The following is a 12178-nucleotide window of genomic DNA, read 5'->3' on the forward strand; positions in this document are numbered from 1 at the left end:
GCTCGGCGGCGAGATCCGGGCCCATCCGGTTCAGCAGGGTGATGGTGGCGCGGGCTCCCGTCAGTAGCGCGTCGTGACCGCGGTGAGCCAGTCCGGCGAGGCCGCGACGATGACCGACTCCGCGCGCTTGTCGAGCCCGGTCAGCACGAGCAGCCCGAGCACGACGAGCAGCACGCCGAGACCTGCCTTCGCGGTCCGGCCGGCCGCCGCGATCCCGCCGCGCCAGCGCATCAGGGCCCCGCGGGAGGCGAAGCCCAGCAGCATCAGCGGCAGGGCGGCTCCGATTCCGAAGGCGAGCATCGTCAGCGCGACGCTTCCGAGATGCTCGCCCCGGGCCGCCATCAGCGACGCGGCGCCGAGGGTCGGGCCGACGCAGGGGCTCCAGGCGGCACCGAGCAGCAGGCCAACAGTGAACTGGCCGGACAGGCCACCCGGGCCGACGCCGCCGAAGCGCGCCTCGGCCCAGGCGCCGACCGGACCCGCCGCAGTCGCGACCCGGGCCTGGAGACGCGGCAGCATCAGCACGATTCCCATCCCGATCATCAGGATCGCCCCGGCGGAGCGGAATACGTCGCCATCCAGGCCGATGGCGAAGCCGACAGTCGCCACGAACAGGCCGATGATCGTGAAGGCGATCGCGAGCCCCGTCGCCAGGGCGAGCGGTCCGAGCCGGTGCTCCGCCGCCGCGGTGCCGAGGACGATCGGCACGAGCGGCAACACGCAGGGCGACAGCACCGACAGCAGCCCGGCCAGGAACGCGAAAGCCACCGTTCCAAGCATAAACCGCGTCCTTCCGAGATGATGGTCGTTGCCGGCAGGCTTCGCCGCCGCCGGATCCGCCGTCAACGCGCCCGCGCATCACGGCCACGTGTTACGGTCTCTTGCCAGGGCTTCTTGGGAACTCGGCCGCGGACAGCGTGCTTCGGCTGCCGTCCAGGCGCGGATCGCGCCTTGGCCGCAGGGGAGCCGAACGGTGACCAACTTCTTCACGGGCGACACGCATTTTGGTGATTCACGCGCCCTGCGCTTCGATCACAGGCCCTATCCCGACCTTGACGCCCACGATGCCGGCCTGATCGCGGCCTGGAACGCCGCGGTGGCGCCCAGCGACACCGTCTGGCACCTCGGCGATTTCGCCCTCGGCCCGAGCGGCCCGCGGATCCGGGAAATCCTCGACAGCCTCAATGGCGAGAAGCACCTGATCGTCGGCAACAACGACGGGCCAGACACCCTCGCGGCGCCCGGCTGGGCCTCGGTGCGCCACTACGCGGAATTCGCCGTCGAGGGCCGGATGGTGGTGCTCTGCCACTACGCGTTTCGCACGTGGAACGGGATGAGCAAGGGCGCGCTCAACCTCCACGGTCACAGCCACGGCAAGCTCAAGCCGATGCCCAAGCAGTACGATGTCGGCGTCGATCCGATGGGCCCGGCGCCGGTGAGGCTCCCCGCAATCCTCACGTCACGCTCGCGGGGAAAGCGCTGATTTCGGCCGGAACCTTCACCGCAGCTTCACCGTTTTTGCCCACAGAGACGGGGTGGTCATGCGCTGCCCCGGCAACCCGGCAGTGCCCGTTCGGCCTGCCCTGCAACGTGTGCGTGAGTGTAACAGTGAGAGCCAGGACGGCTGCTCTTCTTCGCCGCCTCGCCGGCCCCTCGGCCGGCCTGCTGGCCAGCCTAGCCCTGACCTCCGCGGCGCTGGCCCTGCCGGCCTGTCTGGAGGCGCAGCGTAAGGTCGATGAGGCGAATGCCCTGCGCTTCCAGGCACGCCAGGAAGCGCGGCTCGGCAACCACGATCGTGTCTGCGACACGCTCGATGAAGTCGGCGACCGCTACGACGATGCCCGTGACGCATTCGAGCAATGCGGCGAGGGCATCGTAGCGATCGACCTGCGGAGCGAGCTGCGCGGCCTGCGGATCGCCAAGAAAATCAACCGCTGCGACTGACCGGGTGCGCTCGCGCACTTCAAGCTGCCCGCGTTCGCAGCAACGTCCCGTCATGCGCGACGCATGTCGCCTTCAAGGTTTTGCGCCGATGACCCCTGCCACCCTGTCGACCGCCGCGATCGAGCCGTCCGCCGTCCGGACGGGTCCGTCCTTCGCCGCTGCCCTGTGCGGTTTCGTCAGTACCACCGTTGCGACGACGATGCTCTTGGTACTGATCGGTGCGCTCTGATCACGGCGAGACCGACCAGAAGCGCTGGCGGTTGAAGAGGATTTCCTGAGCCGCCCCGTTCGGAGCCGCCTCCTGACGCCGGCCGCAATCCGGCTCAGGTGCCTTCGGCGCCGCTGCCAGGGTCATCGGCGGCAAGACCGGTCTCAGGCCCAAGCGCGCCTGAACCTCCGGTTGCCGGGCGGCCGCGATCGTCAGTACACCGACGATGAGACCACCGGCCACGGTTCCGAAAAAGAAATTCAACATCGTCGCGGTGATCCGGGGCCGGCTTCTCAGGCCACACTGTGTGTTCGTTGTCCAACCCGGCGTTATCATGGCCGACCTGCCGCTCACGCCGTCTTAACTCCTGATCTGCGAGAGCTATGGCCAAGCCTGCCTTGCTGGCAGGATTGATCCGGGGTCCGCACCGCCGATGAACACAGCCGCCAATGCTTACGCCCGTACCGCCCACAGCGCGCTGACGCCCCGCGAAGCTGAATCCCAGCTTCTGCTGAAGGCTGCGCAGCGGCTGATCGGTGCCAGCCAAGCCCTCGCCGCCGGAGAACACGCCCGCGTCAATGACGCGTTGTCGTACAACCAGCGCGTCTGGACACTTCTGAGCTCGGAGGCCACGGCGGACCAGAATCCGCTTCCCGTCGATGTGAAGCAGGGTGTCGGGCGCCTTGGGGCGTTCGTGCTGCAAAGCTGCCTCGACACGATGATCGCGCCGACCCCGGACAAGATCGCGACCCTCGTCTCGATCAACAACCACGTGGCTGCCGGCCTCCAGGGCAATCCGGGCTGAGCCGGGCGGCTTTTACGGAGCCTCTGCAGGTGCCGGATGCTCCGTCGAGGGCGTCCGGCCCGCGCTTTCCCATTCGACCAATCGGCGGCTTAGCTTGAGCGCGCGGTAATATTCGCCGGCCTCGAGCTGTTCGACGATTGCCGCGATCTGTGGCGCAGCCGCCGGGAATTGACGGATCAGGTCGGTGGCTTGGCGGAAGAACAGATCCGTCCCCTGCGCCGGATCATCGGCGAGGTAGATCACCGTCAGCGTCAGATGGAGCTGCTTGCAGGCCGTGTCGGCCTCGCTCTCCGTGATGATCTCGCTCTCGCGCAGGAATTTGCACTGCGTTTCGATCAGGAAGGTGGAGCGCCGGTCGCCGTTGCGCAGCAAAGCGCCGTTGATGATCAGCCGCTCGAACGGCTTGAGTTCCAGACGCAGGGGCATCGCGCTGTCCTTTCTGGAGCGCTGACCACCGTCGCTGAAGGTCCGGCGGTGAGAGCGTGTCGAAGCAACGGCCTGGCGCCGCCCTTGATCGTGATGCGACCGAGATCGGCTCGGGGCGACACGCTGTTCTGATTTGTCAGTCGTTAACGTTTCACGAACCCGCCGACAGAACGTCCGCATTGCGAGGCGCAGCCCGCATGCTAAAAACTCAGACAAGTTCCCGTCCGGTCACGGGCGTATTGGGAGGAATCGTCTGATGTCGGCATCGTCCGAGGGCCGCGCCCTATATCCGAGCCTCAGGAACAAACGCGTGTTGGTGACCGGTGGCGCGTCCGGAATTGGGGCCGGGCTCGTGGAGGCTTTCGTGGGGCAGGGGTCCCGCGTGGTCTTCTGCGACATCGCGGACGATGCCGCCGCCGCGCTGGTCGCGCGTCTCGCCCCGGCGGCAGCGCACGCACCGCTCTATCGGCGTTGCGATTTGACCGACGTCGAGGCGGTCCGCCGCCTCGTGGCCGAGGCCGAAGCGGCCCTGGGCGGTCTGGACGTTCTGGTGAACAACGCCGGCAATGACGACCGTCATAGCCTCGACGAGGTGACACCGGCCTATTGGGACGACCGGATGGCCGTGAACCTGCGCCACCTGTTCTTCACCGCCCAAGCGGCCGTGCCGGGCATGCGGAAAGCCGGCGGCGGGGTGATCCTGAATTTCGGCTCGATCAGCTGGCACCTGGGCTCGAAGAACATGCCGGTCTACCAGACCGCCAAGGCCGCGATCGAGAGGATGACCCGGGCGCTCGCCCGCGATCTCGGCCGCGACGGCATCCGGGTGGCGACCATCGTGCCCGGCAACGTCCAGACCCCGCGCCAGGAGAAGTGGTACACGCCGGAGGGCGAGGCCGAGATCGTCGCGGCGCAATGCCTCGACGGGCGGATCCAGCCCGCCGACGTCGCCGCTCTGGTGCTGTTCCTGGCCTCGAACGATGCACGGATGTGCACGGGGCACGGTTATTTCGTGGATGCCGGCTGGCGCTGATCGCGTGCCGCCGCGGCGCCGTCGCGATCCCGATCCGGTCCGTATCGGGGTGCCGCGCGCGGAAAGGTGAGGCGGATCCGGCAATCGAGGATACGCCCGTCGATCGCTGCAAGCCCGGCGGCGATCAACGCCATGCCGACGATATGGTGGGGGTCGAGGCGCTCGCCCAGGGCGAGGGCGCCGAGCAGGATCGCCGAAACCGGGATCAGGAAGGTGACGAGGGAGATGTTGGTCGCTCTGGCCGTCGCCGGGACACGGAAGAACACGATGTAGGTCAGGGCCGTGGACAGCAGCGCCGCGCCGAGCACTGCGCACCAGACGGTCGGGCCGGGCATCGTCAGGGTCCACGGGCGGTCGACCACCAGCGCGATGGGCAGAATCAGCAGCGAGGATGCGGTGACCTGACCGGTCGCCACCGTCAGGGGTGGAACCGCCATCCGCCTGAAGCGCCGGCCGAACATGCTGGCGCCCCCGTACGACAGGGCGGCGCCGAGCACCGCGAGTTGCGCCAGGACCGTGCTGCCGAGGCCTGACAACGCGTCCGGGCGACCATCACGGCCACGCCGATGAAGCCGATCACGACGCCCGCGAGCCGATGGCCGGTCATCCGCTCGTCGGTCGTCGTCCAATGCGCCATCGCGACGGTGAAGAGTGGTGTCGTGGCGTTGAGAATCGCGGCGAGCCCGGAGGCGATCTGCGTCTGTCCCCAGACGATGAGGCTGAATGGCACGGCGTTGTTCAGGAGGCCTATACCCAGGAAGGCCACCCAGATCGTCCGTGCGTGCGGGAGGCGCGTTCCGCTCAGTGCCGGGACGAGGTTGAGCGCGAGGGCAGCGAGTCCGACCCGCAGGGCGACCAATGTGAATGGCGGCAGGGCGGCGAGCGCGACGTGGGTGAAGAAGAACGAGCCGCCCCAGAGGATCGAAAGGCCGGCAAGCATCGCCCACTCGGTCGCCGTCATCCTATGTGTGCCGGTTGCCGGCAGGGCGAGTCTTCGATTGGTTCGGAGCAAGCTTGAGGCTTGGCCAATCGGCGTCGCAACGCGGTTCTGGCGCTCGAATTCCGTCGAAGACATTGCCGGAGACCGCCCGCCGTGGCGTGGCGGTCCTTTACGATGAGCTCGATCTGGGGCGCCGGGCGGAAACCGCCGCGGCGCCGAACCGTGCCTCAGTCACACGACTCCTTCTTCACCGTCTTGGAATCACCCATGTCGTTCTCCTTGCGCACCGTCTTGGTGACACAGCCGTCGCCATGGTCGTGGACGGTGACGGACTTCGACTCGGTGGCCGGGCGATCGACGACGACGGCGGGGCGGTCGCGTTCGATGACCGTGGTCTGCGCCTGCGCGGAGGCGCAGACACTCAACAGAGCGGCGGTGGCGAGCAGTGCAGTGCGCATTCTGGGACTCCAGGACCGGAATTCGGCACCGAGTAACGGCAATCGCAGCTTAAGCGTTCCGCCGATTGAGACGCCTGTGAAACGGACCGAACCCGTAGACAACTTGGCTCGGTCCGCGTGCCGTTCGGCATGGGGGACAGCCGGAGCGACGGCGCCATAGGCGCCGGGGCCATGGCTGGCGCAACTCCGCGAAGACTACCGGTGCCGAGACCGACGCCGACCCTCAGCCGCCCGTCATCGGCGGGAAGAAGGCGATCTCGCGTGCGCCTGTGATCACCGCATCCGGCTTGGCATGGACCCGGTCGATGGCGGCGCGCACCACGCCCGGATCTTCGAACGCGTAGGCGTATTCCTCGCCGCGCCCGCGAAGCCATGTGACGAGATCGGCCACGGTGCCGACCGCCGGCGGCGGCGTCAGCTCTTCCTCGGGCCGACCGATCCGCTCACGGACCCAGGCGAAATAGACGAGCTTCATCGGATCACACCGTAACGCGTGAGGGGACGGGAAGCGCAGTCCGGCCCGTCAGCGCGGGTCGTCGATGACGTGCTTGATCCCGGCCCGCATATAGTCCCAGCCGGTCCAGATCGTGAGCACGGCGGCAAGCCACAGCAGCGCGATGCCGATCCGCTCCGTCCCCGGCAGCACCGTCTCGCCGGCCGGGCCGGCGACGAGGAAGCCGAGCGCCACGAGCTGCACGGTCGTCTTCCACTTGGCGATCTTGCTCACCGGCACGCCGACCTTCAGCTCAGCCAGATATTCCCGCAGGCCGGAGACCAGCACCTCGCGGCACAGGATGACGATCGCCGCCCAGACGCTGGAGCCTATGATGGTGTGGTCGGCCGCCAGCATCAGCAGGCATGCCGAGACCAGCAGCTTGTCGGCGATCGGATCGAGCATCCGGCCGAGCGCCGAGCTCTGGTGGTAGGTCCGCGCGACATACCCGTCCAGGTAGTCGGTGATCGCGGCCACGACGAACACCCCCAGCGCCGTCCACCGGGCGGTGTGGGATTCAGGCCAGAACAGCAGCGCGACCATCACCGGTACCGCGACGAGGCGCCCGTAGGTCAGGCAGTTCGCGAGCGTCCAGGCCGGCGACCGTCGTCGGGGAAGGACGGCGTTCATCGTCGGGGTGAAATCAGAGCCCGGCTTGGGCGTCAACGCCTCTGTGTTCGGCTCGGCCATGGCGGCGGGGTTCTCAGGTGCCGGCATGGAAGAAGTCGTAGACGGCCCGCGCCGTTGCGGCGTTCACGCCGGGGGTCTTGGCCAGATCCTCGAAGGCGGCGCGCTCGATCGCCTTGACGGTTCCGAAATGATGCAGCAGCGCGCGCTTGCGGCTCGGGCCGATGCCGGCGATCTCGTCCAAGGGATTCCTCACCATCTCACGTTTGCGCTTGGCCCGGTGGGTCCCGATGGCGAAGCGGTGGGCCTCGTCGCGGAGTCGCTGCACGAAGTAGAGCGTCGGATCGCGTGGCGGAAGCTTGAACGGCGGCCGGCCGGGGACGAAAAACGTCTCCCGTCCGGCATCCCGGTCGCGACCCTTGGCGACGCCGATCAGCGGCACGTCCGTCACGCCGACCGCATCGAGGGCCGCCCGGGCAGCGTCGAGCTGGCCCTTGCCGCCGTCGATGAGCACGAGATCCGGCCAGGCCGGGAAGGCTTCGCTCTCCTCAGGGAGAGCCGGGACAGGCTGGGGCGCGCCGCCCTCGGCGGCCGCAACCTCCGCCTCCTGGGCGGTGCGCGGGGCCTCCTTGACCAGCCGCTTGAAGCGGCGCTGCAGCACCTCGCGCATCATGCCGTAATCGTCCCCCGGAGTGAGTTCCTCGGACTTGATGTTGAACGTGCGGTAATGCGTCTTCATGAAGCCCGTGGGGCCGGCGACGATCATGCCGCCGACCGCGTTCGTGCCCATGATGTGCGAGTTGTCGTAGACCTCGATCCGGCGCGGCGCCTTGTCCATGCCGAAGGCTTGGCCCAAAGCCGTGAGCAGCTTGCCCTGTGAGGCAGTGTCTGCGAGGCGGCGGGCCAGGGCCTCCTTGGCGTTGCGCTGGGCGTAATCGACGAGGTTCTTGCGCTCGCCCCGCAACGGCCGGTGGATCTCGACCCGATACTCCACGCGGCTCGACAGGGCGGCGGCCACGAGCTCGGCATCCTCGATCGCGTGGCTGGTCAGAACCGTGCGCGGCGCCGGCTTGTCGTCGTAGAACTGACTGATGAACGAGCCCAGGACCTCGTCGGCCGTCATGGTCCGGTCGGCCTTCGGGAAATAGGCCCGGTTGCCCCAGTTCTGGAAGTTCCGGAAGAAGAACACCTCGATGCAGAACTGCCCGGCCTGATCGTCGAGGGCGAACACGTCGGCCTCCTCCACACCCTGGGTGTTGACGCCCTGCACCCCCTGGATCGCCGAGAGTGCGGCGATCCGGTCACGGAAGCGGGCGGCCCGCTCGAACTCCATGGTCTCGGAGGCTGCCTGCATCTCGGTGCGCATCCGGTCCTTCACGGCATTCGACTTGCCGGCCAGGAAGGCCCGCGCCGAATCCGCCATCGCGGCGTAATCCTCCGTCGCGATCTCGCCCGTGCAGGGGCCGGAGCAGCGCTTGATCTGATAGAGCAGGCAGGGCCGGGTGCGATTCTCGTAGTAGCTGTCGGTGCAGGTGCGCAGCAGGAAGGCGCGCTGCAGGGCGTTCACGGTCCGGTTCACCGCCCAGACGCTGGCGAAGGGCCCGTAGTAATTGCCCTTCCGCCGCCGGGCGCCACGATGCTTCACGATCTGCGGGGCCGGGCCGTCGTCGGTGACCAGGATGTAGGGGAACGACTTGTCGTCCCGCATCAGCACGTTGAAGCGGGGCTTCAGCTGCTTGATCAGGTTGGCTTCGAGCAGCAGCGCCTCGGTCTCGGTCGCGGTGGTGACGAACTCCATCGCCGCCGTCTGCGAGATCATCCGGGCGATGCGGTTCGAATGCGCCTGACCGCGGGCGTAGGAGCCGACGCGGGCCTTCAGGTTCTTGGCTTTTCCGACGTAGAGGACGTCGCCGCGATGGTCGAACATCCGGTAGACGCCCGGCGAGCCCGGCAGCGTCGACCAGAAGCGGCGGATCACCTCGGTGCCCGCCTCGACGGCACCCGGCTCGAAATCGAAATCGATCTCCGCCGCCGTGTCGTCCGACGTCCCGGCCTCGGGCGCGTCGGCGGTTTCGTCCCGCTCGGCATCGCGGCCGTCGTCGAACGTGTCGGGGGGCAGGTCTGAGAGGGCTCTGCGGCTCATCTCTCCGATTTAAGCCTTCCCGTCCCCGAGCGGGACGGGGGCGGCGAATAAATTTGGCGTGCCGGCCGGCGGACGCTGGTTCAGTCGAACAGCGAGTCGATGTCGCTCTGGTCGACGTGGCCGATATCGTGGTCGAGCTTCGGCCCGTTGAGCAGGCTGCTCTCGTCGTCCAGGGCCGTCGAGACCGGCATCACGGCGATGAGTTCCTTGAAGCTGTCCAGCTCCGACCACGTGTCGATGAGCCGGTCGAGGTGCTCCTCGATGAACTTCATCACGCCGACGATCTTGTTGATCCGCTGCCCAGTCAGATCCTGGAAGTTGCAGGCCTCGTAGGCCGAGATCACCCGCTCCAGGATCACGTCGACGTGCTGCTTCATGCCCGGCGGCAGCGTCGCCGCGTTGAGCATGCCGGCATGACTCTCGATTTCCTCGACCGCGCCGAGGAGCTGGGTCGTGGCGCGCTCGGTCGAATCGACCACCGCGTCGAGCTCGTCCGCCGCCCGGCGCATGCCCTTGCCGGTGTACTCGGTCCGGTGGAGAGTGGCCAACTCAGACTTGGTCCGGGTGATGGCCTCCTTCATCACGTCCAGCTCGGAGCGCATCGCCAGCGCCTCGTGCAGGTCGCGCCGGCAGGCTTCGATGGTTTCGCTCGCGCTCATCTGCGTGACGCGGCGCAGATCCTGGATGGCGGAGAAGATTTCCTCCAAGCGCTCGTTCGCCACGGGAGCAGCCGAAGGCGGCGGCGCTGCGGTAAGCCCGAGGCTGTCTTCGATGCGGTAGCGCTTCTGGGTCATCATCCGGGACGTCAACGTTCAGGGTGCCTGTGCGCCAGTGTCTAACATATCGGTTGACGGACTGTGACTGCCAAGCTTGCCCTAAGCCGCATGGCGGGCCCCTCAGCGGTCAGGTTTCGTGCGGGAGCGGCAGCACGGCCACTTTACGACGGATTCACGCTGCTACGCGCCAACCGGGGAAGGACCGGCGACGCATCGGGATTCACCACGTTCGTTCACCTGATTCGGGGAAAGCGGGTCCAATCGTCCGGGCTCCGGGATGGAAAGCCGGGTTTCGGGAGCAGGCTACGATGCGCGGTGTTCGACTGTGTCTCTGGGCGGCGGCGGCCGTCTCGCTCTGGAGCGCACCCGTCCAGGCGCAGCAGGCGCGCTACAGCGAAGGTGGCTACGGCGGCGGCCTGATCGAGTATCTCGTCACCGGCGGCGGCGCAGGCAACGCCGGCCGGGCTTGGCCGCAGCGTGCCGCGCAACCGCGACGTTCCATGGCCGCGCAGCAGGTCGAGCCCTATACCGGCGAGCTGCTGCCGGCCGAGCTCGATCCGACGCAAGCCTACGCGGCACCGGTCCAGGCCTATGCGACGCCGGCCCAGGCTTACGGGGCCGCGCAAGCGACCGCCTACGGCGCATCCCAGGCCGATCCCGGCCGGATCGCCCGCGCGATGTCTGCGGAGTATCAGCGCCAAGAGGTGGCGTTCACCGGGCGGCAGAGGCCCGGGACGATCGTGATCGACACCACCGGAAAGCACCTCTACCTCGTGCAGCCTGGGCAGCGCGCCCTGCGCTACGGCATCGGCGTCGGCCGGCCGGGCTTCGCCTGGAGCGGTCTGAAGACCGTCAGCCGCAAGGCCGAATGGCCGGATTGGACACCCCCGTCCGAGATGCTGGCCCGCCGTCCGGACCTGCCGCGCCACATGGCGGGCGGGCCGGCGAATCCGCTCGGCGCCCGGGCGCTCTATCTCGGTTCCTCGCTCTACCGGATCCACGGGACCAACGAGCCGACCACGATCGGGCAGTCGGTCTCGTCGGGCTGCATCCGGATGATGAACGACGACGTCATCGATCTGTACGAGCGCGTCCCGGTGGGAACGCGCGTCGAGGTTCTCTGAGACCTGGCACGCATCAACGCTGCCCGCAAAAAAGCAAAGGCCCGGCCGTGCCTGAGCACGACCGGGCCTTTGGCCCGTACGTCAATGGACGATCAGGTCCAGTCGCTGTCGTCGCCGCCGCCCATGTCGCCGCCGAAATCGCTGCTCGGATCGCTGAAGCTCGCATCCTGGAAGTCGCCGCCCCCGCCGCTGTTGTCGAGAGCCGAGCCGAGATCCTGGTTGCCGCCGTCACCGTAGTAATTGTTGACGACCGTCTCGCCGCTGCCCCCGCCCAGGCCGGCCGCCGCGGCGCTGCCAAGGCTGGAATGGCCACCCGCAAAGGCATTCGAGAGGGCGCTGCCGAGCAGCATGCCGCCGGCCGCGCCGGCCGCCATGGGGAGCGCAGAAGCGAGGAATCCGCCGCCGCGCGCCGGAGCCTGCGGCTGGCCGCCCCACGGACCGCCCTGCTGCTGCGGATACCCCTGTTGCGGGTATCCCTGCTGGGGGTAGCCTTGCTGAGGCGGGGCCGCATTGCCCCAGGGCTGACCGGACGGGCGCTGCTGCGCGTAGCCCGGCTGCGGCTCCTGGCGTTGGCTGCCGCCGCCGAAGATGCTCGATAGGAAGCCGCCGCCGCCGCCGGAGGACTGCGCCTGCGAACCCTGGCTGCGCGCCTGCTCAAGCTGCTGGTTCAGGCTCTTGATCGCTTCTTCCTGCACGTAGACCAGCTGTGCCATCGCGTAAGGTGCGTAGGGCTGTGCCCGGATCTTCTCGGCGATGAAGCGCTCGGCCTCCGCGTCGCGGGGCTGCGACTGCGCCTTCTCCAGGCGCTGGAAGATTCCCGAGATGACGTCGCGTTCTTCGCTGTTCATGGAGTCGTCCTCCTCGAATCGTAACCCGCGGGCCCGAACGCGCCGCATGGCTGACACGACATGGGAGCGCGGCGACGCTTTGTCAGGGGTCCTTGCGAAAACTTCATCTGATCTTGCCGATGATCCCGACGAAACGCGAGAAGCCCGGCTTGCGACCGGGCTTCTTCGACGTGACAGATCATGAACGCTCCGAAGGACCGGCGCGGACGGGACCGCGCCGATTCTCGGTCTTAGTACGAGCCGAACTTGTAGTTCAGGCCGGCGCGGACGACGGCGAACTCGTCGGAGCGGCGACCGACACCGCTGGTGACGACCGGGAAGTTGTTGGCGGCGTTGATGACGAACGCGCCCTG

The 12178-nt window shown here is 68.0% G+C and carries 15 protein-coding genes and 2 pseudogenes; 6 read left to right on the forward strand and 11 right to left on the reverse strand.

All coding sequences use genetic code 11. From position 1 onward, the window contains the following. Positions 1 to 60 precede the first annotated feature (60 nt). Positions 61 to 780, reverse strand: coding sequence for a cytochrome c biogenesis CcdA family protein (locus MKK63_RS13855; protein ID WP_244002623.1), 720 nt, complete (start codon positions 778 to 780; stop codon positions 61 to 63). Between the two features lie 193 nt (positions 781 to 973). On the opposite strand from MKK63_RS13855, the gene MKK63_RS13860 reads away from it, so the two are divergent. The 3 genes from MKK63_RS13860 (at position 974) to MKK63_RS13870 (ending at position 2173) form a co-directional block, all read left to right on the forward strand. Beyond that, positions 974 to 1483, forward strand: a complete 510-nt coding sequence (locus tag MKK63_RS13860; protein WP_244002625.1) for a metallophosphoesterase — start codon at positions 974 to 976, stop codon at positions 1481 to 1483. Between the two features lie 125 nt (positions 1484 to 1608). Further along, on the forward strand, positions 1609 to 1944 hold the full coding sequence (locus tag MKK63_RS13865; protein ID WP_244002627.1) for a hypothetical protein: 336 nt from the start codon (positions 1609 to 1611) through the stop codon (positions 1942 to 1944). Between the two features lie 88 nt (positions 1945 to 2032). Then, complete coding sequence (locus tag MKK63_RS13870; protein WP_244002629.1) at positions 2033 to 2173, forward strand: hypothetical protein; 141 nt, start codon at positions 2033 to 2035, stop codon at positions 2171 to 2173. Here MKK63_RS13870 and MKK63_RS13875 read toward each other — a convergent pair whose 3' ends face one another. Continuing rightward, positions 2174 to 2419, reverse strand: a complete 246-nt coding sequence (locus MKK63_RS13875; protein WP_244002631.1) for a hypothetical protein — start codon at positions 2417 to 2419, stop codon at positions 2174 to 2176. It lies immediately after the preceding gene. Positions 2420 to 2585: 166 nt separating this feature from the next. On the opposite strand from MKK63_RS13875, the gene flaF reads away from it, so the two are divergent. After that, a complete protein-coding gene (gene flaF / locus MKK63_RS13880) occupies positions 2586 to 2957 on the forward strand; it encodes a flagellar biosynthesis regulator FlaF (RefSeq protein WP_244002633.1) in 372 nt (123 codons plus the stop codon). A 12-nt stretch (positions 2958 to 2969) separates the two neighbouring features. On the opposite strand, the gene MKK63_RS13885 is transcribed toward flaF, so the two are convergent. Continuing rightward, on the reverse strand, positions 2970 to 3383 hold the full coding sequence (locus MKK63_RS13885) for a flagellar biosynthesis repressor FlbT (protein WP_244002635.1): 414 nt from the start codon (positions 3381 to 3383) through the stop codon (positions 2970 to 2972). A gap of 256 nt (positions 3384 to 3639) precedes the next feature. Between MKK63_RS13885 and MKK63_RS13890 the strand changes: the two genes are divergently transcribed. Continuing rightward, on the forward strand, positions 3640 to 4416 hold the full coding sequence (locus MKK63_RS13890) for an SDR family NAD(P)-dependent oxidoreductase (protein WP_244002637.1): 777 nt from the start codon (positions 3640 to 3642) through the stop codon (positions 4414 to 4416). On the opposite strand, the pseudogene MKK63_RS13895 reads toward MKK63_RS13890, so the two are convergent. The 6 genes and pseudogenes from MKK63_RS13895 to MKK63_RS13920 all read right to left on the reverse strand — a co-directional run bounded on the left by MKK63_RS13895 (position 4389) and on the right by MKK63_RS13920 (position 9871). After that, a pseudogene (locus MKK63_RS13895) lies at positions 4389 to 5377 on the reverse strand (DMT family transporter). The gene MKK63_RS13890 and the pseudogene MKK63_RS13895 sit on opposite strands and share 28 nt — an antisense overlap. A 206-nt stretch (positions 5378 to 5583) precedes the next feature. Next, positions 5584 to 5814 carry a hypothetical protein gene (locus MKK63_RS13900; protein WP_244002639.1) on the reverse strand — a complete coding sequence of 77 codons (231 nt, stop codon included), beginning with the start codon at positions 5812 to 5814 and terminating at the stop codon, positions 5584 to 5586. Between the two features lie 223 nt (positions 5815 to 6037). Next, on the reverse strand, positions 6038 to 6289 hold the full coding sequence (gene moaD, locus MKK63_RS13905) for a molybdopterin converting factor subunit 1 (RefSeq protein ID WP_243916139.1): 252 nt from the start codon (positions 6287 to 6289) through the stop codon (positions 6038 to 6040). A 48-nt stretch (positions 6290 to 6337) separates the two neighbouring features. Next, entirely contained in the window at positions 6338 to 6937 is a 600-nt protein-coding gene (gene pgsA, locus MKK63_RS13910; RefSeq protein WP_244002648.1) for a CDP-diacylglycerol--glycerol-3-phosphate 3-phosphatidyltransferase, read from the reverse strand. A 73-nt stretch (positions 6938 to 7010) separates the two neighbouring features. After that, positions 7011 to 9077 carry an excinuclease ABC subunit UvrC gene (uvrC, locus tag MKK63_RS13915; protein ID WP_244002642.1) on the reverse strand — a complete coding sequence of 689 codons (2067 nt, stop codon included), beginning with the start codon at positions 9075 to 9077 and terminating at the stop codon, positions 7011 to 7013. Between the two features lie 80 nt (positions 9078 to 9157). After that, the gene (locus MKK63_RS13920) at positions 9158 to 9871 is read right to left on the reverse strand and encodes a protein phosphatase CheZ (protein ID WP_244002650.1); all 714 of its coding nucleotides are present in this window, start codon (positions 9869 to 9871) and stop codon (positions 9158 to 9160) included. 290 nt (positions 9872 to 10161) lie between these two features. Between MKK63_RS13920 and MKK63_RS13925 the strand changes: the two genes are divergently transcribed. Next, on the forward strand, positions 10162 to 10977 hold the full coding sequence (locus MKK63_RS13925) for a L,D-transpeptidase (protein WP_244002644.1): 816 nt from the start codon (positions 10162 to 10164) through the stop codon (positions 10975 to 10977). A 92-nt stretch (positions 10978 to 11069) separates the two neighbouring features. Here MKK63_RS13925 and MKK63_RS13930 read toward each other — a convergent pair whose 3' ends face one another. After that, positions 11070 to 11825 (reverse strand): DUF2076 domain-containing protein, encoded by a 756-nt coding sequence (locus tag MKK63_RS13930; RefSeq protein ID WP_244002646.1) that lies wholly within the window; start codon positions 11823 to 11825, stop codon positions 11070 to 11072. A gap of 230 nt (positions 11826 to 12055) precedes the next feature. After that, positions 12056 to 12178 (reverse strand): annotated as a pseudogene (locus tag MKK63_RS13935) (porin family protein); the annotation flags it as partial.

Source organism: Methylobacterium sp. J-088 (genome assembly GCF_022829295.1).
Classification (GTDB): Bacteria; Pseudomonadota; Alphaproteobacteria; order Rhizobiales; family Beijerinckiaceae; genus Methylobacterium.

Coding starts and splice junctions, on each gene's coding strand:
- flaF (WP_244002633.1), top strand. CDS start 2,586: ATGAACACAGCCGCCAATGCTTACGCCCGTACCGCCCACAGCGCGCTG.
- MKK63_RS13855 (WP_244002623.1), bottom strand. CDS start 780: ATGCTTGGAACGGTGGCTTTCGCGTTCCTGGCCGGGCTGCTGTCGGTG.
- MKK63_RS13885 (WP_244002635.1), bottom strand. CDS start 3,383: ATGCCCCTGCGTCTGGAACTCAAGCCGTTCGAGCGGCTGATCATCAAC.
- pgsA (WP_244002648.1), bottom strand. CDS start 6,937: ATGAACGCCGTCCTTCCCCGACGACGGTCGCCGGCCTGGACGCTCGCG.
- MKK63_RS13925 (WP_244002644.1), top strand. CDS start 10,162: ATGCGCGGTGTTCGACTGTGTCTCTGGGCGGCGGCGGCCGTCTCGCTC.
- MKK63_RS13890 (WP_244002637.1), top strand. CDS start 3,640: ATGTCGGCATCGTCCGAGGGCCGCGCCCTATATCCGAGCCTCAGGAAC.
- MKK63_RS13920 (WP_244002650.1), bottom strand. CDS start 9,871: ATGACCCAGAAGCGCTACCGCATCGAAGACAGCCTCGGGCTTACCGCA.
- MKK63_RS13930 (WP_244002646.1), bottom strand. CDS start 11,825: ATGAACAGCGAAGAACGCGACGTCATCTCGGGAATCTTCCAGCGCCTG.
- MKK63_RS13875 (WP_244002631.1), bottom strand. CDS start 2,419: ATGTTGAATTTCTTTTTCGGAACCGTGGCCGGTGGTCTCATCGTCGGT.
- moaD (WP_243916139.1), bottom strand. CDS start 6,289: ATGAAGCTCGTCTATTTCGCCTGGGTCCGTGAGCGGATCGGTCGGCCC.
- MKK63_RS13870 (WP_244002629.1), top strand. CDS start 2,033: ATGACCCCTGCCACCCTGTCGACCGCCGCGATCGAGCCGTCCGCCGTC.
- uvrC (WP_244002642.1), bottom strand. CDS start 9,077: ATGAGCCGCAGAGCCCTCTCAGACCTGCCCCCCGACACGTTCGACGAC.
- MKK63_RS13900 (WP_244002639.1), bottom strand. CDS start 5,814: ATGCGCACTGCACTGCTCGCCACCGCCGCTCTGTTGAGTGTCTGCGCC.